19 protein-coding genes are annotated in these 22,978 nt (G+C 63.7%); 9 read left to right on the top strand and 10 right to left on the bottom strand.

Features of this window, described 5'->3' with window-relative positions; translation table 11 throughout:
* Nucleotides 1-32 precede the first annotated feature (32 nt).
* Both NCT32_RS28695 and NCT32_RS28690 read left to right on the top strand, forming a co-directional pair.
* On the top strand, nucleotides 33-1,094 hold the full coding sequence (locus NCT32_RS28695; protein WP_061119502.1) for a catalase family peroxidase: 1,062 nt from the start codon (nucleotides 33-35) through the stop codon (nucleotides 1,092-1,094).
* The gene (locus tag NCT32_RS28690; protein WP_061119501.1) at nucleotides 1,091-1,624 is read left to right on the top strand and encodes a cytochrome b; all 534 of its coding nucleotides are present in this window, start codon (nucleotides 1,091-1,093) and stop codon (nucleotides 1,622-1,624) included. The genes NCT32_RS28695 and NCT32_RS28690 overlap by 4 nt, the downstream gene beginning before the upstream one ends.
* Nucleotides 1,625-1,634: 10 nt before the next feature.
* Here NCT32_RS28690 and NCT32_RS28685 read toward each other — a convergent pair whose 3' ends face one another.
* The 8 genes from NCT32_RS28685 to NCT32_RS28650 form a co-directional block, all read right to left on the bottom strand.
* Nucleotides 1,635-3,152 carry a PLP-dependent aminotransferase family protein gene (locus NCT32_RS28685; RefSeq protein WP_250490811.1) on the bottom strand — a complete coding sequence of 506 codons (1,518 nt, stop codon included), beginning with the start codon at nucleotides 3,150-3,152 and terminating at the stop codon, nucleotides 1,635-1,637.
* Between the two features lie 128 nt (nucleotides 3,153-3,280).
* Nucleotides 3,281-4,594 (bottom strand): MFS transporter, encoded by a 1,314-nt coding sequence (locus NCT32_RS28680; RefSeq protein ID WP_250478067.1) that lies wholly within the window; start codon nucleotides 4,592-4,594, stop codon nucleotides 3,281-3,283.
* A gap of 34 nt (nucleotides 4,595-4,628) precedes the next feature.
* Nucleotides 4,629-6,302, bottom strand: coding sequence for a GMC family oxidoreductase (locus NCT32_RS28675; protein WP_250490810.1), 1,674 nt, complete (start codon nucleotides 6,300-6,302; stop codon nucleotides 4,629-4,631).
* 208 nt (nucleotides 6,303-6,510) lie between these two features.
* Nucleotides 6,511-7,332 (bottom strand): IclR family transcriptional regulator, encoded by an 822-nt coding sequence (locus NCT32_RS28670; protein WP_250490809.1) that lies wholly within the window; start codon nucleotides 7,330-7,332, stop codon nucleotides 6,511-6,513.
* Nucleotides 7,333-7,341: 9 nt separating this feature from the next.
* A complete protein-coding gene (gene pta / locus NCT32_RS28665) occupies nucleotides 7,342-8,355 on the bottom strand; it encodes a phosphate acetyltransferase (RefSeq protein ID WP_250490808.1) in 1,014 nt (337 codons plus the stop codon).
* 63 nt (nucleotides 8,356-8,418) lie between these two features.
* Nucleotides 8,419-10,260 carry a sulfoacetaldehyde acetyltransferase gene (gene xsc, locus NCT32_RS28660; RefSeq protein WP_250490807.1) on the bottom strand — a complete coding sequence of 614 codons (1,842 nt, stop codon included), beginning with the start codon at nucleotides 10,258-10,260 and terminating at the stop codon, nucleotides 8,419-8,421.
* A 203-nt stretch (nucleotides 10,261-10,463) separates the two neighbouring features.
* Nucleotides 10,464-11,312: an IclR family transcriptional regulator gene (locus NCT32_RS28655; RefSeq protein WP_250490806.1), complete on the bottom strand. Its 849-nt coding sequence runs from the start codon at nucleotides 11,310-11,312 to the stop codon at nucleotides 10,464-10,466.
* A 114-nt stretch (nucleotides 11,313-11,426) separates the two neighbouring features.
* Nucleotides 11,427-12,179 carry an IclR family transcriptional regulator gene (locus tag NCT32_RS28650; RefSeq protein WP_061119494.1) on the bottom strand — a complete coding sequence of 251 codons (753 nt, stop codon included), beginning with the start codon at nucleotides 12,177-12,179 and terminating at the stop codon, nucleotides 11,427-11,429.
* A 152-nt stretch (nucleotides 12,180-12,331) separates the two neighbouring features.
* Here NCT32_RS28650 and NCT32_RS28645 point away from each other — a divergent pair, with 152 nt between their 5' ends.
* Nucleotides 12,332-13,318 carry an AAA family ATPase gene (locus NCT32_RS28645; RefSeq protein WP_086961280.1) on the top strand — a complete coding sequence of 329 codons (987 nt, stop codon included), beginning with the start codon at nucleotides 12,332-12,334 and terminating at the stop codon, nucleotides 13,316-13,318.
* Nucleotides 13,315-15,048, top strand: a complete 1,734-nt coding sequence (locus tag NCT32_RS28640; protein WP_250490805.1) for a cobaltochelatase CobT-related protein — start codon at nucleotides 13,315-13,317, stop codon at nucleotides 15,046-15,048. The genes NCT32_RS28645 and NCT32_RS28640 overlap by 4 nt, the downstream gene beginning before the upstream one ends.
* Here NCT32_RS28640 and NCT32_RS37680 read toward each other — a convergent pair.
* Entirely contained in the window at nucleotides 14,995-15,252 is a 258-nt protein-coding gene (locus NCT32_RS37680) for a GTP-binding protein (protein WP_409241549.1), read from the bottom strand. The genes NCT32_RS28640 and NCT32_RS37680 overlap by 54 nt on opposite strands.
* A 184-nt stretch (nucleotides 15,253-15,436) precedes the next feature.
* On the opposite strand from NCT32_RS37680, the gene NCT32_RS28635 reads away from it, so the two are divergent.
* The 3 genes from NCT32_RS28635 to NCT32_RS28625 all read left to right on the top strand — a co-directional run bounded on the left by NCT32_RS28635 (nucleotide 15,437) and on the right by NCT32_RS28625 (nucleotide 18,835).
* A complete protein-coding gene (locus NCT32_RS28635) occupies nucleotides 15,437-16,870 on the top strand; it encodes an FAD-binding oxidoreductase (protein ID WP_086961274.1) in 1,434 nt (477 codons plus the stop codon).
* Nucleotides 16,871-16,911: 41 nt separating this feature from the next.
* Entirely contained in the window at nucleotides 16,912-17,301 is a 390-nt protein-coding gene (locus tag NCT32_RS28630) for a nuclear transport factor 2 family protein (protein WP_250490804.1), read from the top strand.
* Between the two features lie 94 nt (nucleotides 17,302-17,395).
* Nucleotides 17,396-18,835: an amino acid permease gene (locus NCT32_RS28625; RefSeq protein WP_061119490.1), complete on the top strand. Its 1,440-nt coding sequence runs from the start codon at nucleotides 17,396-17,398 to the stop codon at nucleotides 18,833-18,835.
* Between the two features lie 44 nt (nucleotides 18,836-18,879).
* On the opposite strand, the gene NCT32_RS28620 is transcribed toward NCT32_RS28625, so the two are convergent.
* On the bottom strand, nucleotides 18,880-19,641 hold the full coding sequence (locus NCT32_RS28620; RefSeq protein WP_061119489.1) for an IclR family transcriptional regulator: 762 nt from the start codon (nucleotides 19,639-19,641) through the stop codon (nucleotides 18,880-18,882).
* A gap of 211 nt (nucleotides 19,642-19,852) precedes the next feature.
* On the opposite strand from NCT32_RS28620, the gene sauS reads away from it, so the two are divergent.
* A complete protein-coding gene (gene sauS / locus NCT32_RS28615) occupies nucleotides 19,853-21,316 on the top strand; it encodes an acylating sulfoacetaldehyde dehydrogenase (RefSeq protein ID WP_250490803.1) in 1,464 nt (487 codons plus the stop codon).
* Nucleotides 21,313-22,947 (top strand): AMP-binding protein, encoded by a 1,635-nt coding sequence (locus NCT32_RS28610; protein WP_250490802.1) that lies wholly within the window; start codon nucleotides 21,313-21,315, stop codon nucleotides 22,945-22,947. Before sauS ends, NCT32_RS28610 begins: the two co-directional genes overlap by 4 nt.
* Nucleotides 22,948-22,978 lie beyond the last annotated feature (31 nt).

Here is a 22,978-nt window from a genome sequence, read left to right as displayed (position 1 = left end):
CGTGCAACAGAATCGTTGATCGAGAGACTACGATGACTGATAGACCCGCTGCCCCGCGTTCGCCCCTTCCCGCGCTGTTGCTCATCGCGGCCATCGCCGTCGTGCTGGTCGCGGCCTTCGCCTACACGGGCGGTTGGCTCACGCCGCATCGCCTCACGCCGGCGAAGATCGTCGGCAGCCTGGCGCCGCCTGGCGGCGCGGTGCCCGGGTTCCGGCGCAATCATGCGAAGGGCATCTGCTTCACCGGTGACTTCGAATCCAACGGTTCGGGCGCCGCGCTCTCCAAAGCCAAAATGTTCATGCCGGGCACGTATCCCGTCACGGGCCGGTTCAATCTCGCGACGCCAGACCCGCAGGCATCCGACGCGATGGCCCGCGTGCGCGGCCTGAGCCTGCGCATCGTGATGCCCGATGCAAGCGAGTGGCGCTCCGCGATGATCGATGCCCCGATCTTCCCCGTCGCGACCCCGCAGGCCTTCTACGACCTGCAACGCGCGCTCGCGAACAAGAACGATCCCGAGTCGATGCAGAAGTTCGCCGCCGCGCATCCGGAAATCGGCGCGTTCGGCGCATGGGCGGGCAGCGCGCCGTGGACGGCCTCGTATGCGGACGAGCGCTACAACAGCCTGAACAGCTTCATCTTCACGAACGCGGACGGGCAGAATCAGGCGGTGCGCTGGTCCTTCATTCCCGCGGCGAAGCCCGAGAACCTCACGCCGGACGAGCTGAAGCAGAAGGGCGCGAATTTCCTCGATGCCGAAATCAAGCAGCGCGTGCAGAGCGCACCGCAACGCTGGGCGATGGTCGTCACCGTCGCGAATCCCGGCGATCCGACCGCCGACCCGAGCAAGGCCTGGCCGGAAGACCGGCACACGGTGGAAGTGGGCACGCTCGTCGTCAAGGCGATCGAACCCGAGCCCGACGGTCCGTGCCGCGATCTCAACTTCGACCCGACCGTGCTGCCATCCGGCATGCGCGTGTCCGACGATCCATTCCCCGCCGCGCGCTCGGCCGCTTACTCCGTCTCGTTCAATCGACGCACCGCCGAGGACAAGTACTACCCGCACACGCCCGCGCAAGGAGCCAAGCCATGAACGCGATCAACGAGCGGTTCTCGCCGCTGCAACGCGCCCTGCACTGGATCATGGCGATATGCATTCTCGCGATGCTGTTCATCGGCGTCGGCATGGTGTCGACGGTGAGGCCGGACTATCTGACGCTCGTGTCCATCCACAAGCCGCTCGGCATCGCGATTCTCGTGCTCGCGTTGATTCGTCTCGCGGTAAGGCTCGCGCGCGGTGCGCCGCCGCTGCCCGCGAACATGCCCGAGCCGATGAAGCTCGCAGCGCATCTATCGCACTATGCGTTCTATGCGTTGATGATCGCGTTGCCGCTGCTCGGCTATGGGATGCTGTCCGCGGCGGATTATCCCGTCGTGATAGGCGGCCTTCACTTACCGTCGCTCCTGCCTCATAGCAATTCGTTGCATACGCTGCTCTGGAACGCGCATCGCTTTCTCGCGTTGTGTTTCTTCGCGTTGATCGTCGTGCATCTCGCGGCTGCGCTGTTTCATGCGCTCGTGCGGCGCGACGGCGTGTTCCATGCAATGGCGCCGTGGAAATAGGCGTGCACGCTCAAGGACGCCGCTGCTGCACGACCTGAGCCAGCACGCGCACACCCGGTTCGATCAGCTCGGCGCGGATCGCTGAAAAGCCCATGCGGAAGCATCGCTGACCATCGGCGGGATCGGCGAAGAACACGCTGCCCGGTTCGATCAGCACGCCGAGCGCTTGCGCATCTCTTGCGAGGCGTGTCGCGTCGAGCCACGGCGGACCTTCGACCCAGCACGATGCGCCGCCCGTCACCTTCGACGCACGCAACTCCGGCAGATGCGTGGCGAGCGCGTCCATCAGCACTTCGGCGCGCTCCTTGTAGACGCGCCCGAGCTTGCGCAAGAGCGTGTCGTGATGACCGAGTGCGAGAAAGGTCGCAAAGGCGCGCTGAATGTACGCGGCCGGATGCCGGATCATCAATCGACGCAGCGCGCGCAATTCGCGTATCAATGTGCGCGGCGCGACGATATACCCGAGCCGCAAGCCCGGCGCGAGCGTCTTCGAAAGCGAGCCGATATACACGACACGCTCCGCCGTATCGAGGCTCTTCAACGCCGGATGGGGCGTCCCGGAAAACGTGTTCTCGCTCTCGTAGTCGTCCTCGATGACGATGAAGTCATGCTTCACCGACAGATCGAGCAATCTGCGCCGCCGCTCGATCGGCATCGTCACGGTCGTCGGGCATTGATGACTCGGCGTGACGTACACGTAATCGCATTGGGCGATCACGCTTTCATCGTCGATGACCGCGCCGCTTTCATCGACCTCCAGCGGAACGATCTGTGCGTTGTGATGCTGAAAGATATTGCGCGCATCGGGATAGCCGGGGTTCTCCATGCCGACCTTCACCTGCGTGCCGCACAGGAGATCGCCCATCAGATAGAGCGCCTGCTGGCAGCCGTTCGTGACGACGATCTCGTCGGGCATCGCGAACACACCGCGACGCGGCAGCACGCGCGTTCGTATCTGTTCGACGAGCGTCTCGTCGTCGCGTTCGATCAGATCGGGCGCCCAGTTGCGGATTTCCATCACCGAAAGTCCGTGCATGCAGCTCTCGCGCCAGTCGCTCGTCGGGAACAGCTCGGTATCGAATTGCCCGTAAATGAAGGGATATTCGTAACTCTGCCAGTTCGACGGCTTGACGATATTGCGCTGATGCGAAGGCGCATGTCTGATGCGCGCGCTCCAGTCGGGATGACCTTGCTGCGTCTCGATGCTCGTCGTGTCGGCGACGCCCGTCGCGGTGAAGCCGCGTTGCAGTTCCTCTGTTGCGGGATTCACGAAATGGCCGCTGCGTTCGCGCGACACGAGATAGCCTTCTTCGACCAGTTGCTGATATGCGAGCACCACAGTATTGCGCGACACGTTGAGCTGATCGGCGAGCTCGCGGCTCGAAGGCAAGGCGGAATCGGGCGCGATATGACCGCTCAGGATCGCGTTGACGATCATCTGGCGGATCTGGTTCTGCAAGCTCATCCCCGAGACCCGCGAGCGCTGGAAGAGCTGCGCCCAGAGCGTGGCGGTTGGGCGGGTCGGCATGCATGTCTCCTGCGAAATGTTCGGGTGATTGATAGATATTACGTGCGCCTTGCACCGCGTGCCAGTGCAACAAAAAGCCGCCGCGCCGACCTTCGGCACAGCGGCTGTCGATGTCCACGCGACGACGATCAACCCATGGAAAACGCCGTCTGCCGCCGCTGGCGCCGCCCGACCCACGCCGCCGACAGCGCGCTGATGACCCCCGCGGCGAGGCAATATCCCGCGATCATCCAGGGATCGCCGCCGTTGCGCTGCAAGAGCCATGTCGCGACGATCGGGCTGATGCCGCTCGCGAAGATGCCCGAGAACTGATACACGAACGATATGCCCGAGTAGCGCACCTTCGCATCGAAGAGCTCGGAAAAGAGCGCGGCTTCCGGGCCATATATAGACGCATACACCACGCCCAGCGGAATCACGACAGCGAGCCACGCGAGCATCGTATTGCCGCCGCTGTTCTTCATCAGCCAGAAGCCGAAGAACGCGGACAGTCCCGTCGCGAGCGATCCCCAGAAGTAGATGCGCGCGCGTCCGATGCGATCCGACAGCCGCCCGAAGAACGGAATCGTGAAGATCATCACGAACGCGGCGACCATGACGCCGAGGAGCGCATCGGTCCGTTGCAGATGCAGCGTTCCAGTGAGATACGAAATCGAGAACACGCCGAACACGTTGAAGAACACGCCGTCGATGAAGCGCGCGCCCATGCCGGCGATCGTGTTGCCGGGATACTTCGAGATCACGTCGACGATCGGCATGCGCGCTTCGCTGCCCGTCTTCTGGATGCGTGCGAATTCCGGCGTTTCCATCACGTTAAGGCGGATGTACATGCCGATGAGCACGAGCGCGAACGACAGGAAGAACGCCACGCGCCAGCCCCAAGCGAGGAACTGCGCATCGGTCAGCGTGAGCGAGAGGCCCGCGACGACACCCGACGAAAGACACAGTCCGAGCGCAAGACCGATCTGCGGAATGCTCGCGTAAAAGCCGCGCTTGTTCGCGGGCGCGTATTCGAACGCCATCAGCACTGCGCCGCCCCATTCGCCGCCCAGACCGATGCCTTGCAGCACGCGCAGCAGCAGCAGCAGCGAGGGCGCCCAGATGCCGATCTGCGCATACGTCGGCACCATGCCGATCAACACTGTCGCGACGCCCATGATCGTCAGGGTCATCACGAGCATGCTCTTTCTGCCGACGCGATCACCGAAATGGCCGAAGATCACGCCGCCCAATGGCCGGCTCAGAAAGCCGACGGCGAAGGTGCCGTAGGCGAGCATCGTCGAGATGAGCGGGTCGCCGCTCGGGAAATACAGCTTGTTGAAGACGATGCCGGCGACCACGCCGTATAGAAAAAAGTCGTACCACTCGATCGTCGCGCCAATCAGACTGGCGACGACGACTTTGCGCATCTGCTTGCCATCGGTTCGGGGCGTTGCGTTCATGGTTGTCTCCGTGATGTGTGTGCGAGACTTGTGCTCAGTCTCTCTGGCCTGCGTGGGCCGTGGGCTTCTTCACAACGACTTCAGGTGCGTCTTCCACGTGCGTGACCTGTTGATAGCGCCGGTCCTCGAGAATCATGTCGGCGGCTTTCTCCGCGATCATGATGACGGGCGCGTTCGTGTTGCCCGATACGAGTTCCGGCATGATCGACGCATCGACCACGCGCAGGCGTCCGATGCCGCGCAGCTTGAGGCGTTCGTCGACGACCGCGAGCGCGTCGCTGCCCATCTTGCAAGTGCCTGCCGGGTGATAGATCGACTGACTGAACTTGCGCGCGACTTCGAGCAGTTCGGCATCGGACCGATACTGCGGACCGGGAATGAACTCCGACACGATATGCTTCGCGAGCGACGGCGCGGCGGCGATGCGGCGCGCCACCTTGATACCGCCGATCACGACGGGATGATCGCGTTCGTCGGAGAGATAGTTGGCGTGAATCGCCGGGTAGCGCAGCGGATCGTTCGAGCGGATTTCGACACTGCCGCGGCTGTACGGCCGCAACTGACACACCGACGACGTGAACGCCGAGAACGGATGCGCGCCCTGACCGGGCTTGTCGGCGGAAAGCGGTTGCATGTGAAACTGGATGTCGGGACGCGCGAGCTCAGGCGAGGAGCGTGTGAAGATCGCGACCTGGCTCGCCGCAAGCGTGAGCGGCCCGGTGCGCGATAGCGCGTATTGCAGGCCGATGAGCGCCTTTTTCAGCGGATTGTTGACCTCGTCGTTGAGCGTGCGCTCACGCGTCTTGAACACGAGACGCACCTGCAAATGATCCTGCAGATTCCGGCCGACGCCGGGCAACGCGTGCCTCACCTGCACGCCCGCATTGTCGAGCACGCTCACGGGACCGACACCCGAGTTCTGCAGGATCTGCGGCGAGCCGATCGCACCGGCCGCGAGAATCACTTCGACGCGCGCCCGAACCGTCTTCACGACGCCTTCATGCATGTACTCGATGCCCGTCGCTTCCTTGCCGTTGAACAGCACCTTGCGGGTCTGCGCACGCGTCTGCACGATGAGATTGCGGCGATCGCGCACCGGCTTGAGAAAGCCTTTCGCCGTGCTCCAGCGAAGACCCTTATAGGCCGTCTGCTGAAAATAGCCGACGCCTTCCTGTGTCGCGCCGTTGTAGTCCGCGTTGAACGGGATGCCGATCTCCTGCGCCGCCGCGATGAAGTGATCCGCAATCGGGCGGCGCAAACGCAGGTCCGATACCTTCAACGGACCGCCTGCGCCGTGATACTCGCTCGCGCCATGCTCCTGATCTTCCGACTTCCTGAAGTAGGGCAGCACGTCCCTGAAGCTCCATCCCGTGTTGCCCAGTTCGGCCCAGCGGTCGTAGTCTTCGCGCTGCCCGCGCACATAAAGCAGCCCGTTGAGCGAGCTGCAGCCGCCGAGGACCTTGCCGCGCGGCCAGTCGATGCTGCGTCCGGCGACGGCATCGTCCGCTTCCGTGCGATAGCACCAGTCGAGCTCTGGATCGTGCATCGTCTTGAAGTAGCCGACGGGGATATGAATCCACGGGCTCGTGTCGGGGCCGCCCGCTTCGAGCAGCAGCACGACGTTGGACGGATCGGCGCTCAGACGGTTGGCCAGCACGCATCCCGCTGAACCCGCACCGACGATGACGTAATCGACTTCCTGCTGCATGACACCTGTCTCCTGAAGTCTTCTTTTGGAACGAATCGTTTCGTTTGCGTTTCGTTCAATGTGGAAGAAGCGGGCAAGGAAGCCAAGAGAAAAGCGCGGAAGCTCGCGAAAGTGAAACGGAAAATACGAAATCCGATTCAGAAACAAGGCGGAATTCGGGTTGTCCCTGATATTATTTCGTCATCCGAATGATCAATGTTGCGACGCGTCAGAAGGTCGCCGTGAGTTCGGCGGCGGCTTCCTGCAAACGCGGCACGAAGGTCAGCGCGCGCGACAACGCCATGCGCGACACCGGCCCATGCACGGCGATGGCCGCGATGCATTTGCCGCGCGAATCGAATACCGGCACCGCGACACACGCGATCCCGAGCACGAACTCCTCGTTGTCGACCGCTATGCCCTTGTGCGCGATGCGATCCAGTTCCGCTTCGAGCAGGTTCGGATCGTCGAGCGTATTGGGCGTGAAGCGTTCGAGCCGCATTGCGCGGATGAGGGCGGCGCGTTCGGCGCGCGGCATCGTCGACAGCAGCAGCTTGCCGCTCGCGCTGCAATGCGCCGGCACGTGCGATCCGGGCTTGAGTTCGAGCCGCAGCGCCCACGGCGATTCGCAGCGGTCGAGATAGAGGACCTGCGTGTCGTGCAGCGTGCTCAGGTTGCAGGTCTCGCCGAGATCGGCGACGAGACGCTCCAGAATCGCGTGGCGCTGACGCCTTGCGCCACTGTGCATCATCACGTCGACGCCGAGCCGTTCGAGGCGCGGGCCGATTACATACGCATTCTTCTGGCCCGGCTCACGCGCGACGAAGCCGCCCGCTTCGAGCGACTGCAACATGCGATGCAGCGAGGCCTTCGGCTGCCCGATGATGTTCGCGAGTTCCGAGAGCGAGCACGCGCCCTTCGCCGCGACGAGATGCTCGAGCACGCTGAAGGCGCGCAGCGTAGGCGTCTCGGTGCGCGCGTGGTCGTCGGGCGGCGCGCTGTCCGTCGATTCGGGCTGAATGAACGCATCGGTATCGGCTCGCGTATCCATGTTGCGCACTCACGTCGTCTGATGCCGCGCTGCCTGCGCCTGCACGCAGGTCACGGCGATCACGTGATAGATATCGTCGGTGCTGCAGCCGCGCGACAGATCGTTGGCCGGCTTTGCGAGCCCTTGCAGCAGCGGCCCGATAGCCCTCGCGCCGCCGATGCGCTCCGCGAGCTTGTAGCCGATGTTGCCCGCTTCAAGACTCGGGAAGATCAGCGTATTGGCGTGCCCCTCAATCTGTGAGTGATGCACCTTGCGCATTGCGATCTCCGCAACGATCGCGGCATCGAGCTGCACGTCGCCGTCGATGGCGAGGCCGGGGCGGGCTTCTTTCACGCGCCGCGTCGCATCGATCACTTTATCGACGGCTGCATGGTGCGCGCTGCCGCTCGTCGAGAAGGACAGCATCGCGACGCGCGCATCTTCCATGAGCAGGCTGCGCGCGCTGTCGGCGGCGGCCATTGCGATTTCGGCGAGTTGCTCCGCATCGGGCTCGACGACGAGCGCGCAATCCGAAAAGATGAGGCCGCCTTTCATCGTATGAAAAGGCTCGCACAGCATCATGAGAAAGAAACTTGAAACAAGCTTGAACGACGGTCGCACGCCGATGATCTGTATTGCGTTGCGCACGACATCCGCGGTCGTGTTGACCGCGCCGGCGACCGATCCGTCCGCCTCGCCCGTTCGCACCATCAGGTTCGCGAAGCACAGCGGATCGAGCACGGCGTCGCGCGCCTGATCGGGCGTCATGCCTTTTTTCTCGCGCAGCGCGAAAAGCTCTTCCGCAAAGCGTTCGGTATGTGATGAGTGAGACGGATCGATCACGTCGATGCCTTCGAGATCGATCCCCGCGCTGTCCGCGACCTGGTACGCACGCGCTCGCGCGCCCACGAGCGCGATGCGCGCAATGCCTTCCTTGTGCGCGCGTTGCGCCGCCTGAAGCACGCGCGTGTCTTCGGCTTCGGAGAGGACGATGCGCATCGGCAGGTCGCGAGCCTGATCGATGATGCGATGCATGGCTTTCATGGCGGGCTCACTGTCATGGGTTGGAAGACGCCGCTCCGGGCGCGGAGCGGCGCGGCGCTGGACTCAGACGTAGTCCTTGTATTTGTCGAGCATGCGCACCGGCTTCGAGAGCGCGTCGCGGCGGAACGGATCGCCGAGTTCACGCGTGCACATGATCTCGATGATCGTCGTCTTGCCGTGATTCATCTGCAGATCGATGGCCTTCTTCAGCGCCGGGCCGACGTCCTCCAGCTTGTCGACGACGATGCCTTGCGCGCCCATCGCCTTCGCGATCTCGGCGAAGCTCTGGTTGTCGAGCTCGCCCGCAACGAAGCGGCGATTGTAGAAGTCCACCTGATTCTTCTTCTCGGCGCCCCACTGACGGTTATGGAACACGACCGCCGTCACGGGAATGTTGTGCCGCACGCAGGTCATGGTTTCCATCAGGCTCATGCCCCAGGCACCATCGCCCGCATACGAGACGGCCGGACGATGCGGCGCCGCGACCTTCGCGCCGATGATCGTCGGGAACGCATAGCCGCAATTGCCCCAGCTCATCGCCGCAAAGAAGCTGCGCGGCTTGTTGAAGCGCAGATAGCTGTTGGCGACCGAGTTGATGTTGCCGATGTCGGTGGACACCATCACGTCTTCGGGCATCGCCTTCTCGAGTTCGCGCAACACCTGCCGCGGATGCAGATACTGGCCGCCGCTGAACGGCTTCTCGTTCTTCTGCTCCTCGATCATGTCGAGGCTGTACGGATCGCGCTCGTGCGTCCATTCGTCGAGTTCTTTTTCCCATGCGGCCTTTTCGGAAGCGATGGTCTTCGCGCGGGCGTCCTTGGTGGCGTCGCAGTCGAGCTTGCGATCCGCGAGACGTTGCGTGAGCGCGATGGCCGTCGCCTTCGCATCGCCGCAAATGCCGACGGAAATCTTCTTCACGAGGCCGAGCATCTTGTGGTCGGCGTCGATCTGGATGACCTTCGCTTCCTTCGGCCAGTAGTCGAGGCCGTGCTGCGGCAGCGTGCCGAAAGGCCCGAGACGCGAGCCGAGCGCGATCACGACGTCGGCCTGGCTCAGGAGCTTCATCGCGGCCTTCGAGCCCTGATAACCGAGCGGGCCGCACCACAGCGGATGATTCGCCGGAAACGAGTCGTTATGCAGATAGCTGTTGACCACAGGCGCGCCGAGACGCTCGGCGAGCGCCTTGCATTCCTCGATGGCATCGGACATGACCACGCCGCCGCCCGAGATGATCACGGGGAATTTCGCTTCGGCGAGCAGATCGGCGGCTTCATTCAGGCTCTGGTCGCCGCCGGGGCCGCGATCGAGACGCTGAGGCTTCGGGATCTCGACCTTGACCTGGCCGTAGAAGTAGTCGCGCGGAATGTTGAGTTGCGTCGGGCCCATTTCCGACATCGCGCGGTCGAAGCAGCGCGCGGTGAATTCGGCCATGCGCGCCGGGTGGGTGACGTGGCCCTGGTATTTCGTGAATTCCTGGAACATCGGCAACTGCTTTGCCTCCTGGAAACCGCCGAGGCCGATGCCCATCGTGCCCGCTTCCGGCGTGACGATCACGACCGGGCTGTGGGCCCAGTACGCCGCCGCGATCGCCGTCACGCAATTGCTGATGCCCGGGCCGTTCTGGCCGATCACGACACCGTGACGGCCCGACACGCGCGAATAGCCGTCCGCCATGTGGCCCGCACCTTGTTCATGCACGACCGGAATCAGGCGGATGCCGGCGGGCGCAAAAATGTCCATCGCGTCCATGAAGGCCGAACCCATGATGCCGAACATCTCGGTCACGCCATTGGCGGCGAGCGTCTCGACGAAGGCTTCGGATGGGGTCATCGCCTGCGGACCGGTGGGCGCCGCGCTGGCGGCGAGAGTGGTCTGGGAAGGACGGGCTTGGTCGTGCTCGCTCATGAGTGTCTCCGTTGAGATAAACGGAACGTATCGTTCCGGAATATGTATCTTGGAGACATCGTAGGACGGGCTGATTTCGCCGTCAATCCTTTTTTCAAATAAATGGAATGTTTTGTCTCTAAAAAGTTCGGAATTTTAGAGTGGGCTGACGGTGCGACCGCCGCCGGGGCTCGCGTGACGGGCGTCTCGGCGGGAAGAGGGAATTAGCGCGCCACTGGATGATGGCGCGCCATGAGCGACAGGCCATCGGAGGCATCCATGAGCGTGGCGAGCTTCACGGCGGTTTCGCGCAATTGCGGCACCGCCTGGAGCAAGTCGTTGAGATTGGCGCGGGCGGTCGGTGCATGCGCGGCGAGACACGCCAGCACCCGCCCGGTCGCGGTTTCGGTGATGGGAACCGCGACGGCGACCATCCCCAGCACGAACTCCTCGTTATCGATGCCGATGCCACGCGCGGCGAGCCGGTCGAGTTCTGTTTCGAGCAAGGTGCGATCGGTGAGCGTGCGATGCGTCCTCTTCGTGAGCGTGAGCCGGCCGAGGATTTGACGACGCTCGGCGAGCGGCATCTGCGAAAGGAACAACTTGCCGCTTGCGGTGCAATGCAACGGCACTCGCATGCCGGCCTGCATATGAAGGCGCAGCGGCTCGGCCGTCTCGACGCGTTCTATATAAAGGACCGTATCGCCATCGAGCGCAGTGAGATTGCAGCTTTCGCCGATGACGTCGACGAGCGCGCGCAGGATCGAGCGGCAGCCGCGCGTGAACGAGTTATTGGCAAGCATGGCCAGTGCGAGCTGGGCGGCGCGCGGTCCGAGTGCGATGCCGCGGTCGGTGCCGCGCGAATCGGGCATGTGCGTCACATAGCCTTGCGCCTCGAGCGAGTCGATCAGCCGCAGCAGTGTTGCTTTGGGAATGCGCACGCGCGCCGCGAGTTGCGACAGCGTGTAGGCATGGCCGGCCGCGGCCAGTTGTTCGAGTACCGCGAGCGGACGGAGCGTCCGCGCTTCATCGCCGGCATGCCCGGCGGGATCGAGATGTGTGACGTCGCGCATGAGCCGGAAACGGAACGTTTGGTTTCGAATTACGGCTACTTTACGCGCCCTTCGCGCCTATGCGCCACAATTTTCGGAATGGGCGGTTGCGTTTTTATTGTTCGCGAATGCGCCTCAAAACGTCTTGCCTAGCTCCGCTGCGGCTTCCTTGAGGCGCGGGACCATTTCCAGCGCGCGCGAGAGCGGCGTGCGCGATACCGGCGCGTGAACGGCGATCGCCGCGATGCATGAGCCGTTGGCATCGGCGATCGGCGCCGCCGCGCACACGATGCCCTGAACGAACTCCTCGTTGTCGATCGCAATTCCCTTCTTCGCAATGCGGTCGAGTTCCGCTTCGAGCATTTCCGTGTCGGTGATGGTGTTAGCGGTGTAGCGCTCGAGTTTCATCGCGCGCACGAGCGCATTGCGTTCCTCGCGCGGCTGCAACGCGAGCAGCAACTTGCCGCTCGCGCTGCACCAGACGGGCACGTGCGAACCGGGCTTCAGATCGAGCCGCAGCGGCCACGGCGCTTCCACGCGGTCGAGATACAAGACCTCGTTTTCATGCAGCATCGTGAGATTGCACGTTTCGCCGAGATCGGATACGAGCCGCGTGAGGATCGCGTGCCGTAACCGCCGGGCGCCCGCGTGCGTCATCACATTGAGGCCCAGTTGCGCGAGGCGCGGGCCGACGACATACGCGTTCTTGTCGCCGGGTTCGCGGATCACCAGTCCGCCCGCTTCGAGCGACGCGAGCATGCGGTGCAGCGAGGGCTTCGGCATGCCCATGTCGTCGGCCATGTCCGTCAGCGACACCGGGCTGCCTGCCTGCACCAGGTATTCCAGCAACGCGAAGGCACGCAGCGTGGGTGTATCGGGCTTGTCCATCGGCATGATTTCCAGTGAATTCGTTCGACATTATTTTAAATGAGGTGCGGAGCCACGCCGCTCTGGCCGTTTGGATAAAAATAAACGAAATGAATTGTTCCGGAAAAACATAGTTGCTATGCTGGAGCCTCTGCCACGGGAGACGAAGCCTCATGATGCGCGACACATGGTTGGACGAGCCGGACCGGAGCGTGTCCGTGCGCACGCTTTTCGGCATCGATACGGACCTGCACGTGCCGGCGTTCAGCACGCGCGACCCGCATGTTCCGGAAATCGACGAGGCGTATCGCTTCAATCCCGAGGTCACGCTGGCCATTCTCGCGGGCTTCGCATGTAACCGCCGCGTGATGGTGCAGGGTTTGCACGGCACCGGAAAATCGACTCATATCGAGCAGGTGGCGGCGCGGCTCAACTGGCCGTGCATGCGCGTGAATCTGGATGGCCACGTGAGCCGGCTGGATCTCGTCGGAAAGGACGCAATCGTCGTACGGGACGATGTGCAGGTCACCGAGTTTCAGGAAGGCATCGTGCCATGGGCGCTGCAACGGCCGGTCGCGCTCGTGTTCGACGAATACGACGCCGGCCGCCCCGATGTGATGTTCGTGATCCAGCGCATTCTGGAGCGCGACGGCAGCTTCACGCTGCTCGACCAGAACCGGGTGATTCAGCCGCATCGTTTCTTTCGCCTGTTCGCGACGACGAATACGATCGGCCTCGGCAATCTGAACGGCATGTATCACGGCACGCAAATGCTGAATCATGCGCAGATCGACCGCTGGAACGTGGTCGCGACCCTGAACTATCTGTCGCGTGAAGAAGAGGCGCGCATCGTGCTCGCGCGCGTGCCGCGTCTCGATGACGACGCGGGCCGGGCGCTCGTCGATTCGATGGTGAGCATGGCCGGACTCACGCGGCGCGGCTTCGCTGCGGGCGATCTGTCGACGCTGATGTCGCCGCGTACCGTCATCAACTGGGCCGAAAACTGCGAAGTTTTCCACGACGCGAAGCTCGCGCTGCGTCTCACTTTCCTGAACAAATGCGACGAAGCGGAACGGCCGATCGTTGCGGAATATTTTCAGCGCGCGTTCGGCGAGGAACTGGACACGCCATCTCAGTGGCACGACGAGTCGGCAACGTGAACGGGCCGCGTGAACTCGCGCGACGCGATGCGTTATGCGCGGCGACCGTGCGGGCCTTGACGGGCGATGAAGCGTTGCACTATCGCGGCGGCAGGCTGTATCGCCACTTGCGGCCGGTGCCCTTCTATGCGCCGCATTTGCGCGGCGAGCGCAGGGACGAAGAAGACGTCGATTCGACACGCGGCGCCGCCGACGCGTCCGCGTTGCGCATCGCATATTCGGACGCCGCGCTGCATCGGCACATGACGCCCGATGAACCCGTCGAGCGCATGGTGTTCGACATGCTGGAGCAGTTGCGTTGTGAAACGCGCGTGCCTGTCGGCATGGAAGGCGTGAGGCGCAACGTGCGGCATCGTTTCGACGCGTGGTCGCTCGCGTGCTACGAGGCGGGCTTGCTCGACAGCGATATCGGCCTCTTGATGTACACCGTCGCTCAAATGGCCGAATCGCGCCTGTCCGGGCGCGCCGTGCTCGAAGCGACCGAAGGACTCATCGAGGCCACGCGCGCGGCGCTCGCGCCATCGCTCGGGCATGCGCTTGCGGGCATGCGGCGGCATTGCGCGGATCAACGCGCGTATGCGGTTCATGCGCTCGACATCGCGCTAAAGATAGGCGAAATGGTGCGCGACGTGCGGCACGCGTTCGTCGAAAATAACGCTTCATCCGATGACGAGAAGGAAGAGGCCGCGCGCACGATGCTCGGCGCGTGGTTCGATATCGACGATGAAGAAGGCAGCGTCGAACGGCTCGCGCTCGCCGCGAGCGGCGAGAGCACCGCGCGTGAGGCGTCGGGTGAGAACTATCGCGTGTTCACCACGCGCCACGACAAGACCATTCGCCCGGCTGCGCTGATACGCCCCGCGCTGTTGCGTGAATATCGCGAGCGTCTCGACGATCTGATCGCGGCGCGGCATATCAACGTGCCGCGTCTCGCGCGCATGCTGCAAGCGGCCATTACCGTGCCGCATCGCGACGGCTGGTCCTTCGGCGAGGAAGAAGGGCGCATCGACGGACGTCGCCTCGCGCAAGTGGTGGCGTCGCCGGATGAGCGACGCGTCTTCAGGCGCGAGCGGGAACGTCCGCATGCGGATTGCGCGGTGAGCTTTCTCATCGATTGCTCGGGGTCGATGAAGGCGAGCATCGAGCCTGTCGCGGTGATGATCGATGTGCTCGTGCGCGCACTCGGCATGGCGGGCGTCGCGACCGAAGTGCTCGGCTTCACGACCGGCGCATGGAACGGCGGCCGCGCGAAGCTCGACTGGCTCGCGAAGGGCCGGCCGAAGTATCCGGGCCGGCTCAATGAAGCGTGCAACATGATCTTCAAGGAAGGCGATGCGAGCTGGCGTGCAGCGCGCGGCGACATTGCGGCGCTGTTCAAGGCCGATCTGTTTCGCGAAGGCGTCGATGGCGAAGCGGTGGACTGGGCGTGTTCGCGACTCGCTGCGCGTGCGCAAGCGCGGCGCATCGTCGTCGTGATCTCCGATGGCAGCCCGATGGACAGCGCAACCGCACAGGCCAACGATCCGAACTATCTCGATCAGCATTTGCGCGAAGTCGTCGCGAAGCACGAGGCGGCGCGCATGGTCGAGGTGCTCGGGCTCGGCGTGGGGCTCGATCTGAGTCCGTATTACCGGCATCACTTTGCGGTGGATCTGTCCAGCGCGCCGGATATGACCTTATTCGCGAAGCTTGCTGCATGGCTCGGCGCGCGGCGCAGACACAGCACTTAGCGCGCGGTCTGTGTCGTCTGATTCGAAGAGGCCGATAAAAACGATTCGCGACGCTTCGACGTGCCGGCATCGCGTGACATGCCAGCGCTTGGCGACGACATGAATCTGCGCACAGGTGCCATCGACAAGCCGCACGAAACCTTTGGCGCGCAAGAGCCGGTCGCTGAACGACGCGCATGCGGCATTGCGCGAGCGAAAGAGGATTTCGGCCCCGTATGACCAGACAAAAGGGTCGGCCGTAGTGCCAGAAAGGGCTCATCGCCAGGGCCAGCGGCGCGCCGTGGCGCCTCCCATGAAGAGCGGCCTGGCACTAACGATGATTCCGGCGTGGCTCTAAACGGTGCGCGAAGTTAGGTGCAGTATGAGGGTACTTTCCAAGGAGTTATCGGTGGCTACTCTCGATTACGTTGCGCCGGCCCTTCGTGGCGCGTGCGCCCCATACGATCCGCTTTACGACCCGCTCGTCTCGCCCATCGGCCGTCAGGCGATGGACTATGCGCCGACCTACTGGGTCGCCACCGCCGGCGAGCCGCCCGATGACGACGGACCTTTGTCCGGCGACGCCGACGTCGATGTGCTGATCGTCGGCGCGGGATTCACAGGCCTCTCGACTGCGCTCTTTCTCGCGCGGGAGCACGGCATCCGCGCGACCGTCGTCGATGCGAACCGCACCGCGTGGGGCTGCACGAGCCGCAACGGCGGGCAAGGGCAGAACGCGAGCGGCCGTCTCTATCGCTCTCAATGGATCGAGCGATGGGGCAAGCAGACGGCGCTCAGGCTCGACGCGGAAATCCGCGAAGGCTTCGACACCTTCAAGACCCTGATCGGCGAATTCGCATGCGATCCGCAGCCGGGCGGGCATCTGTACATCGCCCATCGGGCGCGCAAGATGGACTTTCTCGCGAACGAATGCAAGGTGATGCGCGATGTCTTCGGCTACGACGCGCGCATGCTGAGCGCGAAGGAAGTCGCGCAATCGTATGTCGACGATCGCGAAAACTGCGGCGCGCTGCTCGAACCCGATGGCATCGGCGTGCATCCGCTCAAGCTCGCATTCGGTTATATGCGCATGGCGCGCTCGCTCGGCGTGAAGGTGCATACGAGCACGCCCGTGCTCGGCGTCGAGACGGTTCGCGGCGTGCATCACGTGCGCACGCCGCGCGGCGTGATTCGCGCGAAGGCGGTTGCCTTTGCGACCGGCGGCTATACGCGCAACGACATGCATCGCGCGCTGTCCGCGAAGATCATGCCGATTCTCTCGAACTCGCTCGTCACGCGGCCGCTCACGCAGGAAGAACTCGAATCGACCAACTTCCGCACGCATCAGGTCATCACCGATACGCGCACGCTGCGCTTTTACTATCGGCTGCTGCCGGACAATCGCGTGCAGATCGGCAGCCGCAGCGCGATCACGGGCGCGGATGCGGCGAACCCGCGGCACATGGATGTGCTCATCGAAGGCTTGCATCGCAAGTTCCCATCGCTGAAGGGCATTCGCATCGACTATTCGTGGTGGGGCTGGGTCGATGTGAGTCACGACATGATGCCGCGCGTCGCGCAGCCCGATCCGCATGAAAGCGTCTTCTACGCGGTCGGATACGGCGGCAACGGCGTGTCGTTTTCCGCGCACGCGGGGCGGCGCATGGCCGAGCGCGTCGCGGGCAAGTGGCAACGCAGCCGCGACGATCTGCCGATCTACGACTCCGCGCTCGAATATCCGAACGTGATGGGCATGGTGCGATGGAAAGGCTTCGCGCCCTTCCGCCGCGTCGGCCAACGGTTCCTCTATCACAAGTATCTGGCGCAGGACGAGAAGCGCTGAACCTTGCTGACTCTTTCGCAACGCACTGAAAACATCGACACATGAGCACTCAAACGAATCAGGATTATGTCCGGCTGCTGGAAACTTTCAACGATGCGTGGAATCGCCACGACATCGATGCATTGATGAACTGCATGGCCGAAGAATGCGTCTTTCACGGCGTGGCCGGACCCGATGCGCTGGGCCGCACGTTCAAGGGCCGCGACGAGGTCCGCAAGGGCTTCGCGCTTGCGTGGGAAACCTTCCCCGATGCATCGTGGAAAGAGGGCGAGCATTTCGTGAGCGGCGAGCGCGGCGTATCGGAATCGACGTTTCGCGGCACGAAAGCGGACGGCTCGCGCATCGAGGCCCGCATGGTGGACGTCTTCACGTTCAGCGACGGCAAGATCGCCGTGAAGAACGCGTATCGCAAGGACCGGCCGGCGCTTTGAAGCGATGTAGAGACGATCCAGTGAAATGACTCGACTCGCCGGCAACGAACCGGCGAGCGAGCCTCGAATCGACACAAGCAAAGCAGGAGACGACATGCAAGCGAACACGGAGCAAGGCGATCTCAAGTGTGGCCTCAAGCAGCGCCACATGACGATGATCGCGCTGGGCGGCGTCATAGGCGCCGGACTTTTCGTCGGCAGCGGTGTGGTGATTCAGCAGGCCGGGCCCGCCGCGATTCTCTCGTTTCTCATCACAGGCGGCCTCGTGGTCCTCGTCATGCGCATGCTGGGCGAAATGGCCTGCGCGATGCCCGCTGTCGGCTCGTTCTATGAATATGCGCGCCTCGCCTTCAAGACGCAGCGCGGGCCCGGCCGTCTCGCCGGCTTCCTGACGGGCTGGATGTACTGGTACTTCTGGGTCATCGTGATCGCGCTGGAAGCGGTCGCGGGCGCGAAGCTGGTGCAGTTCTGGGTACCCGACGTGCCTGCATGGATCATCAGTCTCGTGCTGCTCGTCGTGCTCACGCTGACCAACCTCATTTCAGTCGGCAGCTATGGCGAGTTCGAGTTCTGGTTCTCGTCGATCAAGGTCGGCGCGATCATCGTGTTCCTGTTCCTCGGCGGCCTCTACGTATGCGGTTTCTGGCCGGCGTCGATGCACACGACCGATGTCGCCACGACCTTCCTCGGCCACGGCGGATTCATGCCCAAGGGCATCGGGCCGGTGATGACGGGCGCGGTCGCGGCGACAGGCTTCTACTTCGGCGCCGAGATCGTCACGATTGCAGCGGCTGAAGCGAAGGAGCCCGCGAAGGCCGTCGCGAAGGCGACCAACTCGGTCATCACGCGCGTGCTCGTGTTCTACGTCGGATCGGTGGCGCTCGTCGTCGCGCTGGTGCCCTGGAATTCGCATCAGATGGCAACGCCTTACGTGAGCGCGCTCGAAGTGATGGGCATGCCCGCCGCAGCCAACGTGATGAACGCGATCGTGCTCACCGCCGTGTTGTCCGCGCTCAATTCGGGTCTCTACGCTGCATCGCGCATGCTGTTCGCGTTGACGCGTCACGGCGATGCCCCGCTCGGCCTCGCGAAGGTCAACAAGCGCGGTGTGCCGGTGCGCGCCATTCTGCTCGGCACGGTGTTCGGTTACGTGTCCGTGGTGATGTCGTATGTCTCGCCGGATACGGTGTTCGCGTTTCTCGTCAATTCGTACGGCACGGTGGCGATCTTCGTGTACCTGCTGATCGCGTTCTCGCAATTGCGTCTGCGCGCCCGCATGACAAGCTTCGAAGCGAACGACCTGCGCGTGCGCATGTGGGGATTTCCCTATCTCACATGGCTCGCGATCTTCGGGATGACCGCGATCCTCGTCGCAATGGCTTTCATTCCCGACCAGCGCAAGCCGCTGTGGCTGGGCGTCGCGAGCCTCGGCATTCTGATCGTCGCGTATGTCGTGTTCAAGCGCGGCCGCAAGGAAGCCGAGATCGAAGACGACGCGCATTCGACCCGGCATCTGCAAACGGTCGAACGATAAGCACTGAGATGAGCGCCGGTTTGCTGCATTGCAAACCGGCTGATTTACTCCCTGAACGTCCTGGCGGTTTCTTCGGCGGTGCGACGCAGATCGGGTTCGAACGCGAGCAGTTGATCGAGCGCGACGCGTCCCACCGGCGCCTGAATGGCGATCGCCGCGCACGCGCGATTGCGATCGAGCATCACCGGCACCGCAATCGCAACGAGGCCCTGCAAATGCTCCTGGTTATTGATGGCGAGCATGCGGCGGCGCGTCAACGCGAGTTCGCGGCGCAGCGCGTCGCGATCGGTGATCGTGCGCTCCGAATACGAGCGTAGCGGCAGGCGCTCGATCATGCGCTCGCGCCGCTCCTTCGGCAGGAAACTCAGCAGCAGCTTGCCGCTTGCCGAGCAATGCAGCGGCACATGCGAGCCCGGCTGCAAATGCATGCGCAACGGCCAGCCTGTTTCCACGCGATCGACATAGACGACGTCGTTACCCGCGAGCATCGTCAGATTGCAGGTCTCACCGACGCGCGCGACGAGCTGTTCAAGCAGCGCATGACGCGCCGCTGCGGGGCCCGCGTGCATCAACACGTTGATGGCGAGCGTGCGCACGCGCGCCGAGCATTCGTAGAGCTTGTCGCTCGCGCCGCGTGTCACGAGCCATGCGTCCATCAGTTGCACGAGAATGCGATGCACGGTCTGCTTGGGCAGGCCCAATGCATCGACGAGCTCGGTCATCGAAAGCGGGCGATTCGCTTCGGCGAGCGTTTCGAGCACGCGGAACGCGCGCACAGCGGCGGCATTCGATTGGTTCGACGTCACGTTGCCTTGTCTCCGTCTTACTGGTTTGCGTTTTCATTTTATTGTGCGTCGAAAACACCGGTTTTCGGGACTCGTGAAAGTCCCGAAAAGCTGAATTTCCGATGCTCGCGATATCGCTGCATGCGTTAGTCCAGAAAACGGGACCGCGCGATGAACACGGCTGACTAGATTGAGAAGCATCGCCAATCTTCCAACAGCCGAGGTTTATCGCATGAATCACATGGCAAGCGGCGCGACGCTCGCGCGTCCCGGCGAGAACGCGCCGAACACACAGGAACCCGATGTGGAACGCGAGGTCGCTGCGCTCGTGACGCGAGCGCGCGCCGCGCAACAGCGCTTCGAGCAAGCGGGACAGGAGACCCTCGACATCGCCGCCGCGGCTGCCGCGTGGGCGATCATGGAGCCGCAGCGCAACCGGCTGCTGGCGGAACTGGCCGTACGCGATACGGGCCTCGGCAACGCCGACGACAAGTTCCGCAAGAACCATCGCAAGACGCTCGGGCTGCTGCGCGATCTTCACGGCGTCGCGACGACAGGGGTCGTTGCGCGCGACGAGGAACGCGGCATCCTCGAGATTGCGCGTGCGGTGGGCGTGGTCGCGGCGATCACGCCATCGACGAATCCGGCCGCGACGCCCGCGAACAAGATCATCAACGCGCTCAAGTGCGGCAACGCGGTCATCGTCGCGCCTTCGCCGAAGGGCTATTCGTCGTGCGCGTTGCTGATCGGCTTCATTCACGCCGAGTTCGCGAAGGCCGGTCTCGATCCCGATCTCGTGCAGATGTTGCCGCATCCGATCGGCAAGGCGGCGACCGCTGCGTTGATGCGGCTCGCCGATCTTGTCGTCGCGACCGGCTCGCAGGCCAACGTGCGCATGGCCTATACGAGCGGGACGCCGGCATTCGGCGTAGGCGCCGGCAACGTTGCATCGATCGTCACGGCGAACGCGAATCCCGATGACGCGGCGCGCAAGATCGCCGTCTCCAAGACGTTCGACAACGCGACGAGTTGTTCGTCGGAAAACAGCGTCGTGATCGAAGACGCCATTTACGCGCGCATGCTCGATGCGTTGACGAAGCAAGGCGGCGTGCTGCTCGACGCAGCGCAGAAGGCGCAATTGCAGGCGGCGATGTGGCACGACGGCAAGCTCTCCGCGCGCTGCACCGCACGCTCGGCGACGGTGATCGCGCGCGAAGCGGGCCTCGACGATATCGCCGCGCGCGCGCCGAAGTTCCTGATGGTCGAAGAGACCGGCTACGGTTCTCAGCATCCGTTCTCCGGCGAAAAGCTCTCGCCCGTGCTCGCGGTCTATCGCGCGCGCGACATCGGCGCGGCCATCGATATCGTGCGCGGCATCTACGGCTACATGGGCGCGGGCCATTCGGTCGGCGTGCATGGCGCGGACGACGCGCTCGCCGTTACGCTCGGCATGCAATTGCCGGTGGCGCGCGTGATCGTCGATCAGGCGCATTGCCTCGCGACCGGCGGCAACTTCGACAACGGCCTGCCGTTCTCGCTCTCGATGGGCTGCGGCACATGGGGCGGAAACAATTTCTCGTCGAATCTCGGCTATCGGCAGTACCTGAACGTCACGCGCGTCGCGCACCCGATAGCGGAACGCGTGCCCGAAGTCGACGCGCTTCTCGGCGACTACTTCCGGAGGGTCGGACGATGAGCGCCGTGCCGGATCGAATCGTTGCGCCTGCCCGGTTGCCGCGCGATGCATCGACGTTGCGTGCGTTGATCGACGCGCGCGCGCAAAGCGCACCCGACAAGCCGTTTCTGCTCTCCACCGCTCGCGACGACGTGCTAACGTTCGGCGCATTGCGCGACGATTGCATCGCGCTCGAAGCACGCTTCAAGGCGGCCGGCTTGCAACGGGGCGACGTGGTGTCGGTATTCATGGGCAACGGCATCCAGACCGCGCGCCTGCTGCTCGCGACGATGTACAGCGGTCTCGTCGCCAATCCGTTGAACCTGCTGTGCCAGCCTTCGCAGTTGAGCTATATCGTCGAGCATTCGGATACGCGCATGATCTTCGTCGCGGACGATACGCACGACACGATCGTCGAAGCGATCGATGCGTTGCGGCGCGAAGGCATGGATCGCGAGATCGCGGTGGTGCGCACCACGCCGGCGTCGGGCGCAATGCCGGATATCCCGGCGCTTTCATCGCGCGCGACGCCGCTCGTGCGCGATGAAACGCCCGGCACGCGGATCGTCGCGAGCGACGCGGGCGCCATGAATTCCGGCGATACCGCGCTGCTCATGTACACGTCGGGCACGACGGGCGCGCCCAAGGGCGTGCTGCTGAGTCATCGCAGCCTGCTTGCGAACATGCGCCATATCAGCGCGGAGCATCACCTCTGCGACGACGATCGCGTGCTCGTGTCGCTGCCGCTCTATCACATCAACGGTCTCGTGGTCGCGCTGCTGACACCGCTCTGGCACGGCGGCTCGGCGGTGATGACGCCGCGCTTTTCCGCGCGCACGTTCTGGCGCGAGGCTTCGCATTCCGGCTGCACGTGGATCAATGTGGTGCCGACCATCGTCGCCTATCTGTTGAATGCCGAGGGCGAGCATGACTGCGATCTGTCGGCGCTGAAGTTCTGCCGCAGCGCATCGGCGGCGCTGCCGGCCGATCATCATCGCGCATTCGAGGCGCGCTTCGGCATCGGTGTCATCGAAACGATGGGGATGACGGAGACCGCCGCGCCGGTGTTCAGCAACCCGTATGAGCCAACGATGCGAAGACTCGGCAGCATCGGTTTGCCATCGGGCGGCGAAGCGAAGATCGTCGATCCCGACGGCCGCGAATGCCTGCCGCATGAAACCGGCGAACTCGTGCTGCGCGGCGAGCAGCTGATGAGCGGCTACTACAAGCGCCCAGAAGAGACACGCAATGCGTTCACCGCAGACGGGTGGCTGCGCACCGGCGACCTCGGCTATCGCGACGAAGCGGGCTTCTTCTACATCAACGGGCGCGCGAAGGAACTGATCATCAAGGGCGGCGAGAATATCGCGCCGCGCGAGATAGACGAAGCGCTCCTGCGTCATCCGGGCGTGCTCGAAGCGGCCGCGGTCGGAGTGCCCGATGCGGCGTATGGGCAGGACATCGTCGCGTACATCGTGCCGAGCGGCGGCGCCACGTCGCTCGACGTGGCGGAACTGCGCGCGCACTGCCTGCGCGAGCTCGGCCGCTATAAAACGCCGCGTGAATTCCGCTTCACCGATGCATTGCCGCGCGGCCCGTCAGGCAAGGTGCAACGCCTGAAGCTCGTTCAGGATCCGCAGCCCGCGGGATAGGCAGAAGCGGATTCACTCACACGACATTCCA

The sequence above is a fragment of the Caballeronia sp. INML2 genome, from assembly GCF_023631365.1.
In the GTDB taxonomy this organism is placed as follows: domain Bacteria; phylum Pseudomonadota; class Gammaproteobacteria; order Burkholderiales; family Burkholderiaceae; genus Caballeronia; species Caballeronia turbans.
The sequence above is the reverse complement of the archived record's forward strand: the minus strand, read 5'-3'. Positions and strand labels throughout refer to the sequence as shown.